Source organism: Collinsella sp. OF02-10 (genome assembly GCF_003463445.1).
Taxonomy (GTDB): Bacteria; Actinomycetota; Coriobacteriia; order Coriobacteriales; family Coriobacteriaceae; genus Collinsella.
The window spans coordinates 1-23,865 of sequence record NZ_QSCW01000014.1 but is presented as its reverse complement, the minus strand read 5'-3'; the positions used below and the strand labels follow the sequence as shown (position 1 = coordinate 23,865).

22 protein-coding genes and 1 pseudogene are annotated in these 23,865 nt (G+C 58.6%); 16 read left to right on the top strand and 7 right to left on the bottom strand.

The window, feature by feature from the left end; all coding sequences use genetic code 11:
* Positions 1 to 139: 139 nt before the first annotated feature.
* The 4 genes from DXA43_RS07490 (at position 140) to DXA43_RS07475 (ending at position 3,905) form a co-directional block, all read left to right on the top strand.
* On the top strand, positions 140 to 1,165 hold the full coding sequence (locus DXA43_RS07490) for an aspartate-semialdehyde dehydrogenase (protein ID WP_117790509.1): 1,026 nt from the start codon (positions 140 to 142) through the stop codon (positions 1,163 to 1,165).
* Between the two features lie 644 nt (positions 1,166 to 1,809).
* Positions 1,810 to 2,385, top strand: a complete 576-nt coding sequence (locus DXA43_RS07485; protein WP_233508860.1) for a methylated-DNA--[protein]-cysteine S-methyltransferase — start codon at positions 1,810 to 1,812, stop codon at positions 2,383 to 2,385.
* Between the two features lie 196 nt (positions 2,386 to 2,581).
* Entirely contained in the window at positions 2,582 to 3,082 is a 501-nt protein-coding gene (locus DXA43_RS07480; RefSeq protein WP_117758369.1) for an ATP-binding protein, read from the top strand.
* A gap of 148 nt (positions 3,083 to 3,230) precedes the next feature.
* Entirely contained in the window at positions 3,231 to 3,905 is a 675-nt protein-coding gene (locus DXA43_RS07475) for a TIGR00266 family protein (protein ID WP_117806732.1), read from the top strand.
* 162 nt (positions 3,906 to 4,067) lie between these two features.
* Here the strand turns inward: DXA43_RS07475 and DXA43_RS10610 are convergent.
* A pseudogene (locus DXA43_RS10610) lies at positions 4,068 to 4,208 on the bottom strand (hypothetical protein); the annotation flags it as partial.
* A gap of 109 nt (positions 4,209 to 4,317) precedes the next feature.
* Between DXA43_RS10610 and DXA43_RS07465 the strand changes: the two are divergent.
* Entirely contained in the window at positions 4,318 to 5,019 is a 702-nt protein-coding gene (locus DXA43_RS07465) for an ABC transporter ATP-binding protein (protein ID WP_117806731.1), read from the top strand.
* A gap of 5 nt (positions 5,020 to 5,024) precedes the next feature.
* Entirely contained in the window at positions 5,025 to 7,790 is a 2,766-nt protein-coding gene (locus tag DXA43_RS07460; RefSeq protein ID WP_233540042.1) for an FtsX-like permease family protein, read from the top strand.
* 483 nt (positions 7,791 to 8,273) lie between these two features.
* Here the strand turns inward: DXA43_RS07460 and DXA43_RS07455 are convergent, their stop codons facing one another.
* The 3 genes from DXA43_RS07455 to DXA43_RS07445 all read right to left on the bottom strand — a co-directional run bounded on the left by DXA43_RS07455 (position 8,274) and on the right by DXA43_RS07445 (position 11,893).
* Positions 8,274 to 9,194: a helix-turn-helix domain-containing protein gene (locus tag DXA43_RS07455; protein ID WP_117806730.1), complete on the bottom strand. Its 921-nt coding sequence runs from the start codon at positions 9,192 to 9,194 to the stop codon at positions 8,274 to 8,276.
* Between the two features lie 393 nt (positions 9,195 to 9,587).
* The gene (locus DXA43_RS07450; protein ID WP_117640208.1) at positions 9,588 to 10,667 is read right to left on the bottom strand and encodes a 6-phosphofructokinase; all 1,080 of its coding nucleotides are present in this window, start codon (positions 10,665 to 10,667) and stop codon (positions 9,588 to 9,590) included.
* Between the two features lie 140 nt (positions 10,668 to 10,807).
* Complete coding sequence (locus DXA43_RS07445) at positions 10,808 to 11,893, bottom strand: carcinine hydrolase/isopenicillin-N N-acyltransferase family protein (RefSeq protein ID WP_117640210.1); 1,086 nt, start codon at positions 11,891 to 11,893, stop codon at positions 10,808 to 10,810.
* Between the two features lie 161 nt (positions 11,894 to 12,054).
* Between DXA43_RS07445 and DXA43_RS07440 the strand changes: the two genes are divergently transcribed.
* Positions 12,055 to 13,440 (top strand): M18 family aminopeptidase, encoded by a 1,386-nt coding sequence (locus tag DXA43_RS07440; RefSeq protein WP_233540041.1) that lies wholly within the window; start codon positions 12,055 to 12,057, stop codon positions 13,438 to 13,440.
* Positions 13,441 to 13,623: a hypothetical protein gene (locus DXA43_RS07435; protein WP_117640212.1), complete on the top strand. Its 183-nt coding sequence runs from the start codon at positions 13,441 to 13,443 to the stop codon at positions 13,621 to 13,623.
* A 390-nt stretch (positions 13,624 to 14,013) separates the two neighbouring features.
* Here DXA43_RS07435 and DXA43_RS07430 read toward each other — a convergent pair whose 3' ends face one another.
* The 3 genes from DXA43_RS07430 to DXA43_RS07420 form a co-directional block, all read right to left on the bottom strand.
* Positions 14,014 to 14,949 carry a D-2-hydroxyacid dehydrogenase gene (locus DXA43_RS07430; protein WP_117806729.1) on the bottom strand — a complete coding sequence of 312 codons (936 nt, stop codon included), beginning with the start codon at positions 14,947 to 14,949 and terminating at the stop codon, positions 14,014 to 14,016.
* Between the two features lie 130 nt (positions 14,950 to 15,079).
* Positions 15,080 to 15,967 carry a type I methionyl aminopeptidase gene (map, locus tag DXA43_RS07425; RefSeq protein ID WP_117806728.1) on the bottom strand — a complete coding sequence of 296 codons (888 nt, stop codon included), beginning with the start codon at positions 15,965 to 15,967 and terminating at the stop codon, positions 15,080 to 15,082.
* Between the two features lie 74 nt (positions 15,968 to 16,041).
* Positions 16,042 to 16,818, bottom strand: a complete 777-nt coding sequence (locus DXA43_RS07420) for a radical SAM protein (RefSeq protein WP_117806727.1) — start codon at positions 16,816 to 16,818, stop codon at positions 16,042 to 16,044.
* 176 nt (positions 16,819 to 16,994) lie between these two features.
* Between DXA43_RS07420 and DXA43_RS07415 the strand changes: the two genes are divergently transcribed.
* From DXA43_RS07415 to DXA43_RS07380, 8 genes are all read left to right on the top strand, one after another.
* Positions 16,995 to 17,792 (top strand): alpha/beta fold hydrolase, encoded by a 798-nt coding sequence (locus tag DXA43_RS07415; RefSeq protein ID WP_158564960.1) that lies wholly within the window; start codon positions 16,995 to 16,997, stop codon positions 17,790 to 17,792.
* A 211-nt stretch (positions 17,793 to 18,003) separates the two neighbouring features.
* Positions 18,004 to 19,887 (top strand): HD domain-containing phosphohydrolase, encoded by a 1,884-nt coding sequence (locus tag DXA43_RS07410; RefSeq protein ID WP_158564959.1) that lies wholly within the window; start codon positions 18,004 to 18,006, stop codon positions 19,885 to 19,887.
* Between the two features lie 24 nt (positions 19,888 to 19,911).
* The gene (locus DXA43_RS07405) at positions 19,912 to 20,268 is read left to right on the top strand and encodes an Hpt domain-containing protein (RefSeq protein WP_117806724.1); all 357 of its coding nucleotides are present in this window, start codon (positions 19,912 to 19,914) and stop codon (positions 20,266 to 20,268) included.
* A gap of 230 nt (positions 20,269 to 20,498) precedes the next feature.
* Positions 20,499 to 21,059 carry a hypothetical protein gene (locus DXA43_RS07400; RefSeq protein WP_117806723.1) on the top strand — a complete coding sequence of 187 codons (561 nt, stop codon included), beginning with the start codon at positions 20,499 to 20,501 and terminating at the stop codon, positions 21,057 to 21,059.
* Positions 21,060 to 21,067: 8 nt separating this feature from the next.
* Entirely contained in the window at positions 21,068 to 21,397 is a 330-nt protein-coding gene (locus DXA43_RS07395; RefSeq protein ID WP_117806722.1) for a helix-turn-helix transcriptional regulator, read from the top strand.
* A 144-nt stretch (positions 21,398 to 21,541) separates the two neighbouring features.
* Positions 21,542 to 22,303: an ABC transporter ATP-binding protein gene (locus DXA43_RS07390; RefSeq protein ID WP_117806721.1), complete on the top strand. Its 762-nt coding sequence runs from the start codon at positions 21,542 to 21,544 to the stop codon at positions 22,301 to 22,303.
* Positions 22,300 to 23,124, top strand: coding sequence for a hypothetical protein (locus DXA43_RS07385; RefSeq protein ID WP_117806720.1), 825 nt, complete (start codon positions 22,300 to 22,302; stop codon positions 23,122 to 23,124). Before DXA43_RS07390 ends, DXA43_RS07385 begins: the two co-directional genes overlap by 4 nt.
* Positions 23,108 to 23,865 (top strand): hypothetical protein (locus DXA43_RS07380; protein ID WP_147344738.1); only part of this gene is annotated, 758 nt, incomplete at its 3' end. The genes DXA43_RS07385 and DXA43_RS07380, both read left to right, overlap by 17 nt.

Below are 23,865 nucleotides of genomic sequence, written 5' to 3'. Positions count from 1 at the left end.
AAATCTACGGCGGGGCGTTTCGTTTCGGTTTCGTTTCGACGGGGCGGGTTTCGTGCCCGCCCCGTTCTTGTATACACTGGCAACAATAATCGGCCTGCTTGGCGTGCGGGCGATAGCCACAACCTTTAAAGGGGGAAGCATGAAACAGTACACGGTTGCTATTTTGGGCGCGACGGGAGCTGTGGGCACCCAGATGCTCGAGTGCCTCAACGAGCAGGAGTTTCCGGTCGGTAAGCTCAAGCTGCTGGCGAGCGCGCGCTCTGCGGGCAAGACCGTTGAGTTCCGCGGCGAGCAGGCTGTGATTGAGGAGGCTTGCCCCGAGGCTTTTGAGGGCTGCGACATCGTGCTCGGCGCTGCCGGCGACGATATCGCCAAGGAGCTGCTGCCCGAGGCCGTCAAGCGCGGCGCCGTCGTGGTCGACAACAGCCATGCCTTCCGTATGGATCCCGAGGTACCGCTGGTCGTGCCCGAGATTAATGCCGACGACATCAAGTGGCATCACGGTCTTATCGCCAATCCCAACTGCGCGACCATTATCGGCCTGGTTCCCACGTGGCCGCTGCATCAGCTCGCTGGCGTGAAGCGCATGATCGTCTCGACGTACCAGGCGGCTTCGGGCGCTGGTGCCCCCGGCATGGCCGAGCTTGAGGCCCAGCTGGCCGCCCTGGGCCGTGGCGAAGAGATTCCCGAGCCGCGCGCGTTTGCCGCCCAGCTGGCGAGCAACCTGATTCCGCAGATTGGCGGCGTCAAGGAAGAGGGCTTTACCTCCGAGGAGATGAAGCTGCAAAACGAGGGCCGCAAGATCATGCACCTGCCCGAGCTGCGCGTGAACTGCACCTGCGTGCGCGTGCCCGTGCTGCGCTCGCACTCCGAGAGCATTACGCTCGAGTTTGAGCGCGACATCACGGTGGAAGAGGCCCGTGCTGCGCTGGCTGCCGCTCCGGGCGTCAAGCTGGTTGACGACATGAGTGCCGAGGATGCGCACGATCGCTTCCCCATGCCGATGGACACCTCCGACCAGGACCTGATTTGGGTCGGTCGCGTACGCCGCGACATCTCGAACCCCGAGGCCGCACGTGGCATTACCTTCTGGTGCTGCGGCGACCAAATCCGTAAGGGCGCGGCAACCAACGCCGTCCAGATCGCTAAGCTGCTCTGCGAGTAGCGGTGGACCTGTCCGGCGGGGGCCGGGCTTGGTTTTCAGAACGTCCTCGACCATGTGTGGCGCCTTGTCCTGCTCCTTCGGAGCTGCGGACAAGGCGCCACACTGGTCTGCGGAATGTTCTGAAAACCAAGCCCGGCCCCCGCCTGCGGTGACTCGGCTGCGAGCGGCCTGCGATGGGGCCGTTGCTGGTTGGGGCCGCTGGGCTGATGTGGGGGCACGTGGTTGTTGCGGGCCCTAGTCCCGGCGGCGGCCTCGGCGCTTCGCGCCTGCTGCCTGGGGTGACTTTGGGCTTGGTGCGAATTGAGGTCTAATACTTTTCCCGTGAAGTGAACGACCTTATTTGGACCCCCGAAGCATTGGCATTTTTTGATTGCTATGTCCTGCGGTTTTGCAGCGCGAATCCTGCGGTTTTGCGGTCTAAAGGTGTGGATGCTCCGGGACTTCGTTTTTACTCGTTCACTTCTCGGGAAAGTATTAGAGCTCGGCTGACAGGGGTACCGCTCTGGTGTCGATGCCCTGCGTCTTTTTCGCTTGATTAGGGAAAACAGTCTCGCTTAAGTAATTGCGAGCCCGCCCAGACGTATCTGCGGGGTTGTCTGTACAATTCGCGGTATTATGTTGCGGAGTTTTGAAGGGAGCCGCTGGTGGTCACGACGACGTTTGCTTCGCCTTTGGGCGAAATCCTGCTTGCCGCTGATGGCCGCGGTCTGACGGGGCTTTGGTTTGAGGGGCAGGAGCACTTTGGTTCCACGCTTCTTAAAGAAAGCGCCGAATACGTTGAGGGCACCGATGCAGTTTCGGGTGCCGGGGGCATGCAGACGGTAAATCCGGCCAATGGCGCGGCTTCTTCGGTGCTAGAGCGTTCTTGGGCTTGGCTCAACGCCTATTTTGCGGGGCAGGAGCCTCGGTTTACGCCGCCGTTGCATTTGATTGGCACGGCGTTTCAGCGTGAGGTTTGGTTTGAGCTACTTTCAATTCCGCGTGGCGAGGTCGCTACGTATGGCGAGATCGCCCAGCGTGTTGCGGCTCGACATCGTGTGCCGGGAAATGAAGCGCCCGTTGTATCTCCTCGCGCGGTGGGGGCTGCGGTCGCTCGCAACCCTATTTCGATTATCGTGCCGTGCCATCGCGTGGTCGCGGCCGACGGATCGCTCAACGGATACGCCGGTGGACTGGATCGCAAGGAGTGGCTGCTGCGCCTCGAGGGTGCCTATCTATAAGCTGCAGGCGGCCGCAACGCCCATGCGGCAAGCGCGCTCGCTGTACGGGCGTTGTTTGCAGGGCGAGATGTGAAGCCGCCCGTTCCTTAAGTCCGACTAAGCTATAACCTTGCTTTTTTAAATATGCTCATCGACCTGCTAAGGCAGCACTAAGGCGAGTGCGGGTGCGCTATTATCGGCGCTCACGGAGCGCTTGGTGTTCTTGGCATGCATGGACGAGGGCTCGGCGGGCTTTACCATGGCGTCGATCGATCTTTCGGAGGCGGTGAACAAGGCGGCGGCGCCGTTTAAGTCGGTGGTGGTCTCAGGCGGTAAGCGCCTGTCGACGTCGATTGCGACCGGCGTGCGGACCCATGCCGATGCCGCGGCGGTGGCGCAGGTGGTTGAGTTGCTACTGGACAACGCCACGCGCTATGCGAGCGAGGGCAGCGTGATTGAGCTGAGCCTGTGCGCCGTTTCGCACGGCAAAGGCAAGGGCGCCGCCGAGCTTGTCGTGTCGAACGCCGTGGACGAGCTGCCCGAGGGCGACCTGGACCGATTGTTCGATCGCTTCTATCGTGCGGATGCGTCGCGCAGCTCCAAGACGGGTGGCTCGGGCGTGGGCCTGTCCGTGGTGCGTGCCATCGCCGAGGCCCATGGAGGCGCCGCCACCGTATCCGGTCACGGCAACCAGATCACCTTCACCGTTTGCCTTTAAAACCTGCCAAAAAGGAACAGGTTTATTTTGGCAGGTTTTATCTGGGGAAACGTCCGCAGGAGAGGGCATGGGCGGTGTGAACATATGCATCTCTACCTGCTAAAATATAGGCATCGTTATTCGGCTCCTGAGTGGAAAGGAGACGGTCATGCAGTACGAGATCGGCGGAGGGGCTTTCCCGGTTGTTACATGCAACCTTAGCGATGGCGAATCCATGATCACCGAAAGCGGCGCCATGGCTTGGATGACCCCCAACATGGAAATGTCTACCTCGGGCGGTGGCATCGGCAAGATGTTCTCCAAGGCTTTTTCGGGTGAGGCATTGTTCCAAAACATTTGGACCGCGCGTGGCGATGGCATGATCGCGTTTGGCTCCTGCTTCCCCGGCCGCATCGTGCCAATCGAGATCGGTCCGGGCAAGAGCTGGATTTTGCAGAAGCGTTCGTTCCTTGCCGCGGAAAGTGGCGTCGAGTTGAGCATTCACTTTAACAAGAAGGCAAAGGCCGGCGTCTTTGGCGGCGAGGGCTTTATCATGCAGAAGCTCACGGGCTCGGGTGTTGCTTTTGCCGAGATCGACGGCAACCTGGTTGAGTACGAGCTCGCTGCTGGCCAGCAGATGATTGTGGATACCGGCAACGTGGCCGGCTTTGAGGAGACCGTGAGCATCGACGCTCAAATGGTCAAGGGCGTCAAAAACATCATGTTTGGTGGCGAGGGCGTGTTCAACACCGTGCTCACCGGTCCCGGTCGCATCTGGTTGCAGACGATGCCCATTTCCAATCTTGCGGCAGCAGTGGCCTCGATGACCAACAACAATAACTAGTCCGCATAGGATAGCGCGCGGCGGGCTTACCCTGTCGCGCGCTTTTTTGCTGGCAAACGCCTCGCTTATAGAGTGTGGCTGCGCTGCTACAGCGAGCGTCGTCATCTCGTCACCCTGATAGCTTGCGGCAAGCGTGGCAATGAGGAGTGAGAATTTGAGTGCTCAGTCCCAAGGCATAATGGCGGCCATGCCAACAAGCAAAAACGAGTTGCCGGTGTCACGGAAAGGCAGGCGTCGGTCGATTCCACGTGAGACGGCTGTGCCGATCTGCACGGCCGCCCCTGCGCGTCCCGCGCTGCCCCCAAAGAGGTACGTTTCCCCATATAAAACCTGCCAAAATAAACCTGTCTCTTTTTGATAGGTGCGAAATGGGTAATACTAAAGAGTTATCCGACCAGATGGGAACCGATCGATGGCCTATATCGAATTTAAAGACGTCATCAAAGCATACGGCGAGGGCGATGCCCGCATTCACGCGCTCGACGGCGCGAGCTTTACCGTTGAGCGTGGCGAGCTTGCCATTATCTTGGGCGCTTCGGGCGCCGGTAAAACCACGGCGCTCAACATTCTGGGTGGCATGGATACGGCGACTTCCGGCACCGTGACGGTGGACGGGCGCGATGTGAGCGCTGCCAACGAGGCACAGCTCGTGGAATACCGCCGCGCCGACGTGGGCTTTGTCTTTCAGTTCTACAATCTGGTTCCCAACCTGACGGCGCTCGAAAACGTCGAGCTCGCAGCTCAGATCTGCCCCGATTCGCTCGATGCCGAACAGACACTTCGTCAGGTTGGCCTGGGCGAGCGCCTCGCCAACTTTCCGGCACAGCTTTCGGGCGGCGAGCAGCAGCGCGTGTCCATCGCTCGCGCACTGGCCAAGAATCCCAAGCTGCTTCTGTGCGACGAGCCCACGGGCGCGCTCGACTACAAAACCGGCAAGCAGATCTTGCAGTTGCTACAGGACACCTGTCGCAAGCAGGGCATTACGGTCATCATCATCACGCACAACTCCGCGCTCGCGCCCATGGCCGATCGCCTGATTCGCTTTAAGAATGGTCGCGTGGAGAGCGAGACGGTCCAGCAAAATCCCGTACCTATTGAGACGATCGAGTGGTAGCGCCCATGGACCAGGACCGCCAAAACAGCCAGCGCCGCGACGCGCAGAACACGGAGCGCGAGCAGGATTTTACGACCTACCGCACCGCCCAAAGCTCAAACGATATGGTGCCGATGGTTTTTCGCCGTGGCATCTACCGCACAATCCGAGGCAGTCTTAAGCGCTTCTTGTCCATCGTGGTCATCACCGCGCTCGGTGTGAGCGTGATGTGCGGCCTCAAGGCGGGCTGCGAGGACTTGTGCGATTCGGTCGACGCTTACTTTGACCAGCAGAATATTTATGACATCAACGTGCAGTCGACCTATGGTCTGACCGATGACGATCTTGCTGCGATCCAAGAGGTCGATGGCGTCGAGACGGCCGAGGGCATCTATACCGAGACCGCCTATACCGCCGTGGGTACGACGCGCGAGCGTGTCGTCGTACAGAGCCTCTCCAAAGAGAATATTGACCAACCGGTGCTAGTACGCGGCGAGCTGCCCGAGACTTCGGGCGAAGTGGCAGTGACCTCACGTTTTTTGAAGGCTTCGGGCAAGAAAATCGGCGATACAGTGAGCTTTGCCGCCAATGACGCGAGCTCGTCCAATCAAAGTGCCAAGGATCAGTTTGCCGCGGGCGATTACACCATTACGGCCGAGGTCCTCGATCCTACCGACGTGAGCTCCGACTCGACCGTCAACGCCTTTCGTGCTGCTTCGACTGCGGACTACAAGTTCTATGTGAGTGAGGATGCCGCGACATCTTCTTCCTACTCCGCGGTCCACGTGATCGTCGAGGGAGCCAAGAGCCTCAACTCCTATTCGGATGCCTACACGGCAAAGATCAATGAGGTCAAGGGCAATATCGAGAAGATCCGCGAGGAGCGTGAGAAGGCGCGCGCTCAGGAGCTGACGGTCGACACGCCGGCGAGTTTGGACGCGGCTGAGCGTCAGGCGAATATGGTCTTTGGGATCGAGCAGGACAACATCAACCGCATGGCCGAGGGCAGCGAGGAGCGTGCACAGGCTCAAGTCGACCTGGACCAGCGTCGTGCCGCCGCCGACCAACAGTTTGCCGATGCCCGCGCCGAGCTCTCTGACCTGGGCGAATGCACCTGGTACATCCAGGACCGCGGCAATATCGCAAGCTACTCGAGCGTCGAGAGCGATAGTTCCTCGATCGAGGCCATCGCCACGGTTTTCCCATTCATCTTCTTTATCGTCGCCGTGCTCATCAGCCTTACCACCGCCACGCGCATGGTCGAGGAGGAACGCACGCTCATTGGCCTGTACAAGGCGCTCGGCTATTCACGCGGGCGTATCCTGTCCAAATATGTGGACTACTCGCTGTGGGCGTGTCTGATCGGTGGCGTGCTCGGCAATATCATCGGATTTGTGGGCCTGCCGCTGTTCTTGTTTACGGTGTTCGACGACATGTACTCGCTGCCCCAGATGCTGCTTTCGTACGATATCGTGTCCTCGATTGTCTCGGTGGCGCTGTTTGCCGTGGGCGTGGTGGGCGCCACGATTATCGCCTGCCGCCACGAGATGGCCGAGACCCCGGCCTCGCTCATGCGCCCCAAGGCCCCGCGCGCCGGCTCGCGCATCTTGCTCGAGCGCATCGGCTTTATCTGGCGCCGCATGGGCTTTTTGAACAAGGTGGCAGCGCGTAACCTGTTTCGCTATAAAAAGCGCGCCTTTATGACCATCTTTGGCATTGCGGGCTGCACGGCGCTTGTGATTTGCGGCATGGGCATTCGTGATACGTCGGTCGCGCTGTCGCCCAAGCAGTACGGCCACATTACACGCTACGATCTGCTGGCGGTCGCCAATCCCGACGATTTTACGCAGACATGTGCGGCGCTAGAGGAACGCAGCACGGCCAAAGATTCCAACGTGACTGTGACTTCGACGCTGCCGATTATGACCGACAACGTCACCTTTACGTTTGGCGGCAAAAGCGAGACCGTGCAGCTCATCGTGATTCCCGATGACCGCACGAACGACCTGGACGACTATGTGCGCCTCGAGGACGAGTCCAAAGAGCCGCTGTCTTTGCGTGACGGAGACGTGTATCTGAGTAAGAGTTCACAGCTGGTGCTGGGGATTCAGCCGGGCGATACGGCATACGTCCAGGATTCGTCGCTCAATGTTGCCAAGGTCAAAGTCAGTGACATTTCGCTTAACTATCTTGGCAATACGCTTTACATGACGCAGGGCACCTATGAGCGCGCGTTCGGTCGAAGCGCACGCCTCAACGGCGTCTTTGTGCTGCTTAAGGGCTCGTCGGCCGACCAGATTGCGTTTAGCAAGAAGCTTAAGAGCGACGGTTGGCTCACCATCTCGAGCACGGCCGAACATTGGCAGAACTACGAGGCGAACTTTGCGATCATCAATTCGGTCGTGGTGCTCGTGACTTTTATGGCGGCATGCCTGTCGTTTGTGGTGGTGTTTACGCTGTCCAACACGAATATCTCCGAGCGCGAACGCGAGCTGGCGACCATCAAGGTGCTGGGCTTCCGCCGTGGCGAGGTGCACCATTACGTCAACAAGGAGACGTTGATCCTCACGGCGATCGGAGCCGCGCTGGGCGTACCGCTGGGCGGCTTGCTGGCCGAGAGTTTTACGTACATTTTGCAGATGCCGTCGCTGTACTTTGACGTCGAGGTCGAGCCGCTAAGCTACGTGCTCGCCGTGGTGCTTTCCTTTGGCTTTACGTTTATCGTCAACCTCGCCACCAACCGTACCCTCAACAAGATTGACATGGTCGGTGCCCTCAAGAGTGCCGAGTAACCTGCCAAAAAGGGACAGGTTTATTTTGGCAGGTTTTATCTGGGCAAACGCCGGGCACCTACGAGCGACCCGGCGTTTGTTGCTTTGCTATCTTTTGCCCGCAGGCGTGGATGAGAGGCTCTCTTTAGCCTTCGAGATTGGGCTTGAATGGGTCGTATGCCACAAAACGGGCCTATCTACTACGTTTAATTGGATACCCTCAACCATGCCGGGAAAACGAAAAATAAAACCGCAGGTAGAAGGCCTGTCGATTTTCGAAAAAGGCGGTCATGGTTGGCCCCATCGAGTTAAACGTAGTAGATGGCCCCTTTTCGTGGCGCGCGGTCAGCTCAATGCTAATCTCCGTGCCGGAACTGACCCAGTTGTTTGTAAGTTGCGGTGATATACGGACTGTTTGGCGCTTTGGAGCTTCAAAACAGTCCCTATCTCACCGCAACTTAGGAGAAGGGCGGGGGTGGTTGGGTGCTGGTGGGTCGGAGCGTGTTAGGCCTGTTTGCGGTGCTTCCATTGTTTGCGGCACCAGCGCATGAGCGCCTTTATGACGGGAATCGTGATGAGGATGATCCATGCAGGATGGGGCTGTCCCAAACAGAGCCACATGTAGAGGAACCAAGCGATGGCGGCTGCCGGGTAGATGGCCTCGATCAGCTTAGACAGGTGGCGCCGATCGATGAAGTCACCAATCGCGTAGTAGACGGGAACCAGAAAGACGAGGAAAAGCCCCATGCCCCATGCGCCGTAGACAATGCCGAGCACCAGATAGGCGAGAGTGACAAGTGCGGGGAAGGGGAATTTGTTCCATGCACGTCCGACCTTGGTGTGGAAATGCTTGCCATGATGGTCGAGCTTGTCGTGTGCTTCCTTCCAGCTGGAAAACGTCTCGCCGTCGATGGTGACGGTGCCGTCGTCATTGGTGCGTACGCTATGTCCATCGTCCTCAAGCGTATCGATATGCACGCCGTCCGGCCCCACATGCACCTCTTCGCCCTTGCGCTCGTTGGTCACATGGATGCCGCTCCAACCAACATGGACTTCCTCGCCTTTATTGGGATCAATGACGTGGATACCGCGCGCGAGGGAAATATCGACAAGTGGTTTGTCGCCGCAATCGGCGTGCTCGGCAGAATCCTCGGCCTCGTCAGCCACATCCGCCGTCTCGGTGTCGGCGCTACCGTCCTCCAGGTCGTCGGCATCGTTGGCCGCCTCCCCATATAACAGCTCGTCCAACGACACGTCATACAGCGCGGCGAGCGCAATGAGGTTATCGGTATCGGGTGAGGACTCGCTGCGCTCCCATTTACTGACAGCCTGACGACTCACACCCAGCTGGGCGGCAAGCGCCTCCTGAGAAAGCCCGGCAGCCTTGCGGCGATCGACGAGGCGCTGTGCCATCGCAAGATCCATGGTGGTTCCTTTCGTTTGATGGTCGAATCGAATGAGCCGAGTATGCCGAGAACAACCGGTAGCGACTACCATTTCTAGTTAGAATCTGCCCCAACCCTACCGCAACTACCGGTAGCAACCCCTAACGACCAGCCATTTCAGGACAAATGTCAGTGCTACTCTCAGCTAAGAGCCTGCAACATCCCAAAATCTCAGCCCACGCACTTGCAGCAAGAAGACGAATAGCCTCGGCCTCCCTAGTTACCGCAGGAGGCCTCAGGGCTTACCTCCCAAATCTTTCCGCAGGACGGAAGGACCCCGCCGCGCGAAGCGCACGGCGGGGTCTTGACATGTCCGAGGACGATTTGGGAGGTAAGCCCTGGGGCCTCCGATGGGGGGTGGTTCCAACCGAGGCTATTCGTCGCCGAAGCTGATGCCCAACGCCTTGGCCTCGCGCACCAGATCGCTCTGGGGGTCGACATATTTGAGCTTGCCGGCGACCTCCTCGAGCGGCATGTGGCACATCTTGCCGTCACGCAGGGCAATCATGTAGCCAAACTCGCCGCGTAGGCAGCCGAGCGCTGCCTCGACGCCGCACTGGGTCGCAAAGATGCGGTCCTGGGCGTCGGGCTGGCCGCCGCGCTGCGTGTGGCCGGGGATGGCGACGCGGGTCTCGCGACCGGTCTTGGCCTCGATCTCCTTGGCGATGTCGTACACGATTGACGGGCTCGTACGCTCGGCGAGCTTCTTCTTGTACTCCTTCTTGGACAGTGCCGCGTCATCCTTGGAGATGGCGCCCTCGGCGACGGCTACGATCGTAAAGCGGCTGCCGGTTTCCATGCGATGCTCGATGGTCTTGATGACGTTATCCATGTCGTAAGGGATCTCGGGAATCAGGATGACGTCCGCGCCGCCCGCGACGCCGGCATACAGCGGAATCCAACCGACCTTGTGGCCCATGATCTCGATGACAAACACGCGGCCGTGACTCGAGGCAGTGGTGTGGATGTCGTCGATGCACTTGGTGGCGACGTCGATGGCGCTCGTAAAGCCAAACGTCAACTCGGTGCCCCAGGTGTCGTTGTCGATGGTCTTGGGCAGGGCGATAACGTTGAGGCCCTCTTCGCGCAGGCGGTTGGCGGTCTTGGTGGAGCCGTTGCCGCCCAGCATAAACAGGCAGTCGAGCTGCAACTTGTGATAGGTGTGGACCATCGCGGGCACCTTCTCGACGCCGTCGGCCTCGGGAGTATCCAGGCGCTTGAACGGCGTACGGCTCGTGCCCAGGATGGTGCCGCCGCGGGTGAGGATACCGCTAAAATCGGCGGGCGTCATGACGCGGAACCTGCTGTAGATAAGGCCCTGGTAGCCGTCCTCAAAACCGTAGATCTCGATAGGCTCTTCGCTATTGGTCATGAGTGTTTTGACGATGCCGCGCATGGTGGCGTTGAGCGCCTGGCAGTCGCCGCCACTGGTAAGAAGACCGATCCTGAGCATGATGAATCCTTCCGGGCAAGTTATAACATGCGCATAAGTTTACCCCCGCACACTGTTGATACGGGGGTAAAACGTGTTAGCTCAAGCGTATAGAAATGTAAGCAACGTCAGGCGAGCGTAAGGTCGACGGGCCTGGCTCCTTACAGTGCGAAGGCGTCGGCGTCGCCCCAGTGGCGGCGCAGCGTAATAGCGGCGGCGGGTTCGGTATTGTCAAAGACGACCGACCACTGCGTGTTGCTGGTGATGTCTTCCGGATTGGGCTCTTGCGCTGCAGCGCGTAGGGCCTTCCAAGCGACTGCCTCGTCTTGGGCACCGACATGGGCGTCAAGGACATCGGCGATTGCGACGGCGCGCTCTTTACCATGGCCCAGCTCGCCATTCTTTTGGTTGGGGAGCACCTCGTCGCCATAGCAGGTGTAGAAGTTCGTAACCTGGCGTACGGGAGTCGCTTTGAAAGCGCGGTCCGGATCGTGCGGATCCCACTCTACTACGCGCGCGTCACCGGCGGCGTCGTTGATAAAGAAGTGGTAGTCGCGTCCGGCCATGGCGTGCATGTCATAGGCAGAAAGCAGGTCGACGGCCTCCTGTGTGGTAGCCGCGCGGTCGAGCACCAAGCGGATGGCGAGCGAGGTATTGATGACGGGGCGCTGCGTGTCCTGGTCACAGGGCTTGGAATCCAGAGTGAGTACGGCAATGGACACGCCGCATTCGTTAACACCGTCGAGCTGGGCAAACGGGCCCATCAACGCCGCGGCGCGTCCGGCGATGGAGTCAAGCGGAGTGTTATCGCCCAGGTTATTGAGGGCCGCAAAGCCGATGGAGGCATAGCCGTCACGCGGGTGATTGCGCACCAGCAGCGCCGAGGTGTCGTCCTTAAAGTCGTAATTGCGACCGGTGCGCACGCGGCCTTCGGCATCTACGGCGACAAAAGCGCTGCAGGCAAACTGGGGTGCCTGGACATGTGTCGGCACACCGGGCAGCACCTGCGCCACCACGGCATCGATGTAGGCCTGGTCGTCGCGCACGCCAGCAGCGATGATGCGATCAAGATCGTAGTCGTAGGCGATGTCGATTGCGTACAGGTCATAGCCATCCGCATAGTCGGTCAAGCGTTTGAGCGACGCGGCGGACTTGATTTGCTTGTGATAAACGATACCGGTGGCAGCGGCAAGGCCGACGGCGGCTCCCGCGACACCGTAGGCGATGGCAATGTTACGTGGCTTCATGACGACTCCTCTCGTCCTGTTAGCGTAATTGTCGCAAAAGGAGTGCGGGCATGATGACTCAACTTGGTGAGCGGCGCGGAATTAAGCACGGAATGAAGAGTGCGGCGCTGGCGCGGCGGGGTATGCTGGAAGGGACCATCAACCCAGCGAAAGGGGAGAGCATGACGGATCAGGAAACGCCCGAGCGCGCGCACGTGACGGCCGACGATATCGAGGCCGCCAACGACCTTATCGACTTTATCGAGGCATGCCCCAGCATGTTCCATACGGCGGCGACCATTATGGCCGAGCTCGACGAGGCAGGCTTTACCTATCTGCCCGAGAACGCGGCATGGGATATCGAACCGGGCGGTCGTTACTACACGCAGCGCAATACTTCGAGCGTTATCGCCTTTAAGGTGGGCGAGGACTTGGCTGCGACGTGGGGCGAGGACGGCGTTGCCGGTGACTATCATTTTCAGCTCACGGCGTCGCACAGCGATTCGCCGACGTTTAAGGTCAAGGCCGTGCCCGAGCTTGACGGCGCAGGCGAGACGTTGCGCCTGAACACCGAGGCCTACGGCGGCATGATCGACTACACCTGGTTCGATCGTCCGTTGGCGCTCGCGGGCCGCGTGTTGGTACGCGAAGGCGACCGTATTGAGAGCCGCCTGCTTGCCACCGAGCGCGAAGTCGCTATTATCCCGAGTCTTGCTATCCACATGAACCGCGGCGTTAACGAGGGCTTTGCTCCCAACCGAGCCGTCGACCTGTGCCCGCTCATCAGCGCTGGCGACCTTAAGCAGGGTGACTTCGATGCCCTGATCGCTGACGAATTGGACGTTGAGCCCGAGCAGATCCTGGGCCGCGATCTGTTCCTGGTCAATCGTCAGGATGCACGCATCTGGGGCTGGGCCGACGAGTTTATCTCGACGCCCAAGCTCGACGACCTGGCCTGCGCCTACACCTCGCTGCAGGCATTTTTGGGTGCCGAGAACGCGCGCGACGTTTCGGTCTTCTGCTGCTTTGATAACGAGGAGGTTGGCTCCGAGACCAAGCAGGGCGCCATGTCGACGTTCTTGGCCGATGCGCTGCGACGCATCAACGGATCGCTGGGCTTTGATGACGAGTCCTACCATCGCGCCCTTGCCGCATCGATGCTCGTGAGCTGCGATAATGCGCATGCCGTGCATCCCAATCATGCCGAAAAGTGTGACGCTCGCAACCAGGTGGTGCTTAACGGCGGCATCGTCATCAAGGAGGCAGCCAACCAGCACTATTGCACCGATGCCTTTAGCCGCGCGGTGTTCCAGGCTATCTGCGATGACGCCGACGTGCCCACGCAGGCTTTCGCCAACAAGAGCGACATGGCCGGCGGTTCTACCCTGGGCAACCTGTCGAACATGCAGGCGAGCATGCATGCCGTGGACGTGGGCCTGCCGCAGCTTGCCATGCACTCGAGCTACGAGACCGGCGGCGTGCGCGACGTAATGTACGCCATCCGCGCCCTCACCGCCTTCTACGAGCGCGACCTAACCATCAACGGAGCCGAAAGCGTGGAGCTCTAAATGCGAGCCGAAGAAATGAAGGCCGAGCGTGGGGCTCAGCTTATTGATCGGGGTTTACAGCTGTTCGTCGCCGCTTGCCATGAGTCAGGGGTCGACGTGTCCAAGGCGCGACCAACGAGTGCTGAAGAACTCAAGCGTAACGCCTATTCGGACCGCTATGACGAGGAGACGGACTGGCTCTAATAAGCGAAGTGTCGAAAACGCTAGATGTATGTTTGATATCACTTTGGCGAGAGTGTCGCAGACAGAACTACCGGTATGGCGCAAGCCAACCTGACCCCATTGCACCAAACCTACCAAAAAGGGACAGGTTTATTTTGGCAGGTTTTATCTGGGCAAATGCCACAACGCCAACGGCAAGACGGAACTGCTAAGGCTTGCAGATGAAGCCGGCGCCAGCGAAACGCCGCAGGTAGAGCGCACGCCAGCGAGAGCCCGCCGTTTGAGCCAAGGTGCCGTGAAATGAAAAGGCGCTGACCTTCTGGTCGCGCCTTTGAAATTGAGCGGCAGATTGGCCAAACGGCGGGCTCGCAGCGTCGGCTCATTACGCCGTTCGTTAGAACGGCGTAATACTTAGTGTTCGATCCAACAACGTAGCGTCTCGCCCGCCTGCAGGTGACGCAGATTCTCCGCGGCGATGTCGACCACGTTATTGAGCGTGGCTTCTAGGTGGAACCAGCCGGAGACATGCGGCGTGATGAGCATGTTGGGCGCATCCCACAGGGGGCTTGTCTCAGGCAGCGGCTCGGGGTCGGTGACGTCGACCGCGGCGCCGGCGAGATGCCCCGACTCCAGGGCGGCAACTAAGTCGTCGGCAACTACAAGGTCTCCGCGGCCGCCGTTGGCAAAGAAGGCACCTGGTTTCATAGCGGCAAAGAACTCCGCGTTCGCCAGACCGCGGGTCTCGGGCGTGCTCGGCATAAAGGATGCGACGATGTCGGCCTCTGCCAGGCGCTCAGGTAGGGCGTCCATGCCGTCCATGTCCTCAAACACAATGGGGTAGACGAGTGGATGGCGCTTGATGCCGCGGACGTGCGCGCCCATGCCGCGGCAGAGCGTGGCAAAGTGACCGCCGATATCGCCCGCGCCCAGCACCAGCACGTTGGCGTTTTTGAGCGAGGTAACTGGCCCCAAATCCTCCCAGCGATGTTCACGCTGCAAGTCGTGATAGCCGGGCAGGCGCTTCATCATGGAAAGGACCATGGCAAACATGTGCTCGCTCACGGCCTGGCCGTAGGCGCCCACCGAGCAAGACAGTTTGGCGTCGGCTGGTACGGTGCCGGCAGCCAAGTAATCGTCATAGCCCGCGGTCTGTAGTTGCAGCAGCTGGAGGTGCTCGCATGCGGTAAGTAGGGCAGGGTCTATGTTGCCCAAGATCACGTCGGCGTTGGCGACTTGTTCGCGCGTGATAGCGTCGGCGCTCGTGTAGATAAAGTCCTCGCCCGGAGCGCTCGACTCAAGAATTGCGCGATGGCGGTCGTTGACGGGCAGCAAAACCAAGATGTTCACAAGCAGTCCTTTCCGCTTGACCCGCCAAAAAGGGACAGGTTTATTTTGGCGGGTTTTATCAGGCAAAACGTTCAAACAAAAACGCCGGATGCTAGACGAGCGTGCCCGTCAGCATCCGGCGCATCCACGGCTACCAGCTCAGCAGCTCGTAGCCGTCCTCGGTCACCACGAGCTGTACCTCGCACTGGGCCGAATCGCTGCCGTCCTTGGTGCGCACGCACCAACCGTCACCCTTGCTAATCTTGATGTCGGGCGCTCCGGCGTTGACCATGGGCTCGATGGTAAAGACCATGCCCGGAGCCATGATGGTGTCTACATCGGGCGCCTCGGTGGTAAAGCCCACAAACGGGTCCTCGTGGAACTCCTTACCGATGCCGTGTCCGCCGTACTCGCGCACCACGCTAAAGCCGGCGTCCTCGACCGTCTTTTGCACGGCCTCGGCCATCACGGATAGCGGCAGCCACGGCTTGACGGCCGCCAGACCCGCCTCCACGCTGGCGCGGGTGACGTCGACCAGGCGCTGGCGCTCGGCCGAGACTTCGCCGATGCAGAACATACGGCTCGAGTCGCTAAAGTAGCCGTCCAAGATCGTGGAGCAGTCCACGTTGATGATGTCGCCCTCGTGCAGCACGTCCGTATCGCAGGGGATACCGTGGCAGACCACGTCGTTGATCGAGGTGCACACGCTCTTGGGATAGCCCTCGTAGTTGAGGTCGGCCGGCGTGCCACCGTGCTCGACGGTGTAGTCGTAGATCATCTGGTCGATCTGGTTGGTGGTCATGCCCGCGGCGATGTGCTCGCCCACGTAGTCGAGCACGCCTACGTTGATGGCGGCCGAACGCTTGATGCCCTCGATATCGGCGGGCATCTTGTAGAGCGTGCGGGGCAGAACCTCCCAGCCCTCTTCCCACAGGCGCTCGAGGCGCTCGTCGAAGGCGCTGTGGCATTTCTTATATTTTTTGCCGCTGCCGCACCAGCAAGCGTCGTTGCGGCCGGGCACGGGTTCATTGTCAAACATGGCTAACTTCCTTTCATTCGCAGCTAGTATAGCCCACCCCATCAGCCAAGTACCGGGTAGTCTGTGCGGTTCTGCTAGTAGCTCACCTGGCAGGGGATGCCGAGCGCGCGCACGCGTGCGGCGATTGTGTCGAGCACCACGGGCGCTGCTTTGGCAAGGCCGGCGACCGGTGTCTCGCGCGCCACCGTGTAGATGGTCGCCTCCTGCGGGCGAATGCGCTCGAGTGCCGCGAGCCAAGGGCCGACGTACGCTTCACCAGTGTTATCGAGGGACTTGCCCTGGTACTCGCCGTTCAAAAAGATCGTCTGGATAATAACGTGGCCGTTAAAGCTCGCGAACGTCTCGATCTGGTGCTCGACGTCGTAGGGGCCAACGGGCTGGTCGAGCAGCTGGATAAAAGCCGGGTCGACCGTATCGAGCTTGAGGATGTTGTCGTCGACCATCATGAGCGCATCGTGCACAGCGGGCTGGTCAGCGCGCGTGCCATTGGAGAGCACGGCGATCTTGGTGTTCGGGGCCAGCTGGTCGCGAAGTGCGATGGCGCCGGCGATAGCCTGCGGAAACTCCGGTGCGGCGGTGGGCTCGCCATTGCCGGCGAAGGTGATTACATCGGGTAGCTCACCCTCGGCTGCCATCTCGCGCAGCTTGGCCTCGAGTGCGTCGAGCACCACGGCGGCCGTGTTATACGGCTCATGGCAGGGGCGCTCGGCGTTAAGGCCGTTCTCGCAGTAGATGCAGTCGAACGTGCAGATCTTGCCCGACGCCGGCATCATGTTGACACCGAGCGAAAGGCCCAGGCGGCGACTGCGCACCGGTCCAAAGATGGGGCTGACATTTAAAAACGTAGACATAGGCATATGCTCCTTGGGACAGTTGTGCCTAAGCATAGCATCGGTGCCAAAGTCTGATTCGGGCTTGTGCTTTTCAGATTTCGTATTTTCACGCTGCCCTCGATGTCCGCGCTATGAGAGGTTTCCGGTTGGGTACAGTTAATGCGTTAACAAGGTGCAAGACGATGGGGCACAACATGGATTTTACGGTCGAGAATGCGGGCACCACGATTGCCTGTCGCGAGTTTGCCGAGCCGGGCGTGCCGTCGGATGCGCCTGCCTTGGTGTGCGTGCACGGCGCTTGCGTCGACGGCACATTTTTTGACGGGATCGCCCGCGAGCTCGCCTGCGGCTATCGCGTAATTGCCTACGACCGCCGCGGTTGCGGCGAGAGCGGCGATGCCGCGGACGGGCGCTACGACCTCGCCGCCCAGGCCGCCGACCTGCAGGCCGTTATCGAGCATGTCGGCGCCCCGGCAAATGTCCTCGCGCACAGCGCCGGTACGCTGGTGACCCTGGAGCTTCTCCGTACAAACCCGGCCATTGTCTCGCGCGCGATGCTGTACGAACCCGCCGTGACAAACGAGGGCGCTGGCCTGGGCACGGCCCCGGTTTTGCTCGAGATGATTGCTGCGGGAAAGGTCTCGAGGGCATTAAGAGCCTTCCTGAGTGCCATCGGTGATTCGGATCCTCAAGCTCCCAAGACAACCGAGGCGGAAGCCAAGCATGCCCTGCGCAACGGCCGCAGCTTTATGGCAAACGAATACGGGATCATTATGACCTGCGTTCCCGATTGGGATCGCGTCCGCGCATCGAAAACGGTGGCCGCCGTGTTTTTGGGCGAGCTCTCGATTGGCACGCCCCGCGAAGCGGGCACGAGAGCGTCGGCTGAGCTTTTGGGCTGTCCGCTCGTAACGGTCCCCGGCGCGCACAACGGGCTGCGCGATCGACCGGTAGCGGCTGCCCAGGCCGTCCGTGGCGTCCTAGGGTTCTAGCAGCCGCAATAATCAAAACGGGCTTTTCCCGTAAACATTTCGACCGTGTTAACAGATGCGCCCAGAACCTTACGGCTGCGGCTTCAGCCCTACCGTCTGCCAACTCATGAAAAAGAAACGGTATTCACGTGCGTACCTGCATCGACAAGGTGCTACCCTTGTAACATTTGGCACCCACTGCTACCAAGCAAAACTACTGAAAGGGCCTCCTATGCTCAATAATCACGAGGCCAATCTAACCGACGAGGAGGCTGCCGCCGAGGTCGCCCGTGTCGCGAAGACCTACCCCGTGGTGCGTTTGCTGTCTTTCGATCAGATTAAGGGCGATCCTAACTGCCTGCTCGCCGGCGAACGGTGTCCCTGTCTGCGCCAGTCAAGTCTTGAAGCCTTGGCGGCGGGTTCCGATGAGGTGTCGGAACGGCTGCTCAACGATGGCGTTGAGTACCGCGCTCGCCTGCGCTCTTTGATGGTTGAGGGCGAGCCTCACGTTCTGCTGATGGCGCGTCCGATTGATGAGCGGGAGGCCGCAGAAGAGGACCTTGTCTACACCGACGTGCTGACGAGCGTGCGCAATCGCCGATATTACGAGGAAAAGCTTCGTAGCGCCCGTATGCAGGCCGGCGTGGCCATGATCGACCTTGATGATTTTAGGGCCTTCAACGATACGTATGGCCGCCATGCCGGCGACCTTGCGCTTGGTGCCGTGGCGACGGCCATACGCAGCGGTGTTCGTTCGACTGACGAGCTTGTGCGTTTTGGCTGCGATAAGTTTGTGGCCGTCATGCCCAATATTCCCTCTGATGACTTTGCCCGTCGCCTGCGTCAAGTATCCGATGCCGTTCATTCCACGATTATTCCGGGGCATGAGCGCGTTAGCTTGACGGCATGCGTTGGTGGCGTTCGCATTAATGGCGAAACGGTCGATGAGGGTGTTAGCCAGGCTGTCCAATTATTGAGCCGCGCTAAGGCAAAAGCCGGTACAGTCGTGACCGATGCCGAATCCATCGAGGCCTTCCAAAGCGAAAAGCCTACGGTGCTTATTGTCGATGACTCCGAGATGAACCGAGCCATTCTCAACGAGATGCTCAAGGACGAGTATTGCATCCTCGAGGCCGATAACGGTCGCGCGGCGCTCGACATGGTCGACCGCTATGGCGATGAGTTGTCGCTCGTGCTGCTGGACATTGTCATGCCGGGCATGAACGGCTTTGAGGTGCTGGGCGATCTGTCGCGTCGATCGAATATTGACAATTTGCCCGTCATCATGATCTCGAGCGAAGATTCCGACGAAGTGGTGCTGCGTGCGTATGAGCTTGGTGCCTCGGACTATGTCAACCGCCCGTTTGACTCCCGTGTCGTGCGCCGCCGCGTAAGCAACACCATCCGCCTGTATGCCAAGCAACGCCGTCTGACGAGCCTGCTGTCTCAGCAGTACAATGAGCGCGTCAAGAATAGCCGCATGCTCATCGACATCATGGCCGGCGTCATGGAGCTTCGCAACGGCGAGAGCGGCAGGCACGTTACGAACATCGAGAAGCTGACCGAGCTGCTGCTTGGCTATCTGGTCCAGCGTAGCGGCACGATCTCCCTCGACAATGAGGAACGCTCCACGATCGCCCTGGCTTCGGCGCTGCAGGATATCGGCAAGATGTCGATTGACGATGCGATCCTCAACAAGCCCGGGCGCCTCACGCCCGAGGAATTCGAGATCATGAAGACGCATGCCACGATTGGCGCCAACATGCTGCTCGAGCTGGGCAGCCATCACGCCGGCAATGCGCTTTTGGAATATGCGTACCAGATTGCGCGTTGGCACCACGAGCGCTGGGACGGCAGGGGTTATCCCGACGGTCTTAAGGGCGACGATATCCCCATCGCCGCGCAGGTGGTTTCGGTGGCTGACGTGTACGATGCACTGACGAGTGCGCGTGTGTACAAGGACGCTATCCCGCACAAGGAGGCGATCCAGATGATCCTGGACGGTAAGTGCGGCACCTTTAACCCGCTGCTGCTCGATTGTCTGCTCGAGGTGCAAGACCAAATTGCCGAGACGTTGGCACGCCCCGCTGACGTCGTTGCGTTTCCCACGATTTAGTTTGACCAAAGGAGTTTTTAACCCATGATTTCCATGCGTGAGGCGTATGAGAAGATCGGCGCTAATTATGATGACGCGTGCGCTCGGCTGATGGGCGAGGAAATGCTTGCCCGCTTTGCCCTCAAGTTTTTGGATGACGAGAGCATGGACAAGCTGGAGGCTGCCATGGCGGCGGGAGATGCCGAGAGTGCGTTTATGGCAGTGCATACGCTCAAAGGCGTGAGCCAGAACCTGGGATTCGATAATCTGTACGAGCCGGCGGTCATGGTGACCGAGGCGCTGCGCGGCGCCGATGCCGTTGACGGCGCTCGCGAGGGAATGCATGCGCTGCAGCAGCAATATGCAGCTACGATGTCGGCCCTGCGCGAGGCGGCCGAGTAAGAGGCTGTGAGCCTTGATGACTATGAGAGTGGATAATCTCCCGTTTTAGGCCCGGTGGCGGCCTAAAAGTGGGAGATTATCCACTCTCGTTCGGTAAGTGTCCGAAAATCCACGCTCACCGCTCCGGGTTGGTAAATGGCCCATGCGCACTGGCGGGGCTTTCCGCATGCAATCCATATCGTTGTTCGATAAACTGTTCGAATAACGATAGAGCCGATGAGGGTGAGTGTATGTCCAACAGCGTTCAGCGTATGGCCAAGGCGGGCGAAAATATCAGGAAGCTTGGTTTTTGCATGGCAGCCGTTTTTGCAGGGATGCTCGTTGCTTTTGCCGCGTTGGTTGTTTACGTGATCTGGTATGCGGTTGCAAACGTTGTTTCTGTCGATTCTTTCGGTGTCGTGACGCTTCTCGATGGCGGGAGCATCGTTATCCCAAGCGGGCTGTGCCTGGCACTCGTCGTGGGTGTTTCGCTTGTCGCTTTGTGCGGAATCAGCCATAACATCTCTCGGGGCGTCTCGCCCTTTACCAAGGCGCATGTGCGGCTTATCCGTGTTCTTGCACTTGCCTTTGCTGTTAACGCCGTGGTTTCGTTTGTTGGTGCCTATGAATCGGTCAATCTCACCATTGGCGGACTGGAGCTTTACATCGTGCCTCATTCCTTCGTTATTGAGATTTGCCAAGGCGCTACCTTTGATGCGGGGTCGTTTATCGGTGCAGTTGTCTGTCTGTTTATCTCGGCGATCTGGAGTTATGCCTCGCTGCTCCAAGAGCAGTCTGACGAGCTTGTGTAGGAGGAAACATGAGCTATCTCATCATCGAGCTTGAGACGCAGCTGCTTAAGACCGGAAAGACCAGCGCTGATCTGATTCGGGCGACGGGGCATACTCCGGCTAATATTTCAAAGCTTAGAAACGGAAAGATAAAAGCTATTCGCCTAAAGACGCTTCTCGATATCTGTGATGAGCTTGATTGTCAACCGGGAGATATTATTCAGCGCGTGAGCGAGAAAGAGCTTGAGGAGCTTATTGTCGAGCGCGCGAAAAATGTCGTGAGACAGATGCAGGATGGCGGAGGCAACGAGGCGTCGCTTCCGACATCAGTCTTTGCTGTCGATTTGAGTGACGAGTAGCTTAAGGCGAACAACTAAAACGAAATATCAGCGTGAAGGGACCCGTGTCTAACACGGGTTCCTTCTTTTAGATTATCTTAACAAATATGAGTTATCGAAAAACAATAACAACTATGGAAAACGATAAAGGAAAGAAGGAACGATATGAGCGGTTTTGCTATCAAGCGGAACGGGAGGCCAATGAACGCATCGGCGATAAAGCTATCAAAAGTTTCAAAACGCTACGGGAAACGGCACGTTTTGCATGACGTTTCCTTCGAGGTGCATCAGTCTGAGCTCTGTGCCCTTGTCGGTGCAAACGGGGCGGGTAAAAGCACGCTTATTAAAATAGTGCTGGGCCTCTGTGAGCCATCGTCGGGGAGCGTGGAGCTCTTTGGAGGCAAATCAAAAAAAGAGCTGAGCCTGATGCGGACGCGTGTCGGCTATGTGCCAGATTCCTGCGGAGCATACCAATCTCTCAGTGCGGCTGAGAATCTTCGGATCCGATGTGCGGAATGGGGGCTCGATGAGAAACGTGAGGTTCCTCGCGTCTTGGGCCTGGTCGGGCTGGACGTCGATGAGAAAAAGAGCGTGAGCAGTTTTTCTCTGGGAATGAAACGGCGACTGGATATAGCTACGGCTTTATTGGGCGACACCGACGTACTAATTTTCGATGAGCCGGCAAATGGATTGGATCCGTTGGGCATCGAGAGTATATGGGCCCTTATCGGTCGATTGAATCGGGAGCAGGGCAAAACCATGCTTATCTCTAGCCACGACTTGGATGAGCTGGCATCGGTTGCAACAAGCTGCCTGTTTCTTCATGACGGTGAACTGCTAAAAAAGGAATCGATGGACGTCATAAGGGATGAGGCGCCATCCCTAAAAGAGTATTACAGGCGCTTGATGAAGGCGGTCTCGCTATGAAGCGGGCGATCCATCCCATAAAGGCAGATATGATGCGTTTGCACAGGATATTTCCGGCGAAGTTTGGTCTTGCGCTTATGTTGGCGTTCGGCCTTCTCTTCGGCATCTTTCTAAAAAACGGAACAACGTTGCTCGTCTTTGGCTATGGCGTTTGTGGGGAGGATATTGGTTTCCTCTGGAATGCAATCGATCCTTCTGCGCCTGATGAGTCCCTTGCGCGCAGCGCTTTTGCCGGTACATCCCTGTTCGTTCCACTCATCGTTTGTTTGGTGATTTTACAGGAGCATGGCTATAAAGAGGGGCACCGAATTTCTTCGGCAAGAGGTCTCAACCGCTTTTATGGGGCTCTAGCCCATGCATTTTCGTCTGCTTTAATAATTGGCGCAGCGTATAGCGCGCTTTGCCTTCTTCTTTTTGCAATAGCCATAATACGTGGAGGGCAAAACTATGCGCATAGCATGCTGGCTGCATTTTTGCCCGCAATGATGATTAACGCCGTATTGGTGATATCGGTTGCGTTGGAGACGGTGACCATCTATCGGATTACAAGCAGCGCCGTATTGAGCGGGGCTGTGGTAATAATCGGATTTGTCATGAGCTTGACGCTCTACGGAACTTACCTTCAGACGCCCATACCGTCCTTGCGATGGATCTTCTTTCTTCCGGGGCCGTATCTTGGAGTCGGATGTGCTCTTGGGTATAGCGATATGGGCCAGCTGACGCTTCTGGGATATGGCGTGGCGGCCAGCTGTCTATCAGTTTTGGTTTACGCTCACGTGAGCTTTCATGCTGGGGGTGTGCCCAATGGCTCATCAGATTAAAAGATTCCTCCATTCAGAATGGAAGCGTGTGATCAAATGGACGTACGCCTTAATCCTGGTAATTTATGCGTGCATGGTGGTATTGCAGCTTAATTCTTTCCCGATGTGGTTCTGTAGCCTCCGTGAGAACAGTTTCTTGGGCTTTTTCCCAGACCCGACGCTTCCGCTATCGGCGGAGGATGTCGTTCTATTTGGTAATGCAGAGGTTTTTCGCGGTCTGCTGTTCAACGTAGCCCCGTTGGCTCATGCATTGTTCTTTCCATTCATCGCGGCTTGCATTGCGCCGCGCTTTGTCAGTTCGGGCTTTGTCGAGGAACCGTGGGGGTTGTCGGAGGCTCGGGGAGGGAAGCGTGTGTGCGCTATCGTTGCGCGAGCGATGCTGTCTTCTTTCGCCCTTTTGGGCGCGTTTATCCTGACGAGTGTCGTTTTGTACTGTCTTAACTGCGCGATCGTTTTGGATGCTCAGCAGTATTTCAACCTGCATGTATTTTGCTATCGACTTGTTCTTGCTGCCGCCGCCTGCCTTGCATACGTGGTTTCTTGCGTAATCGTTGTTTCCTATTTTGGGTCCGGCTTCGGTCCGATTGGCATGCTGTTGCTTGTCAACGTTGTAGCGATCTACATACAGATCGGGGCCAATTCCATGCTTCCGCTTCCAGCCTCGATGCTCATGTGGATTTGCGGCGTGACCCCGTTGGGTGTTCCTATAGTTTTGTCAACTGGGAAATGCTCTCCGTGCGA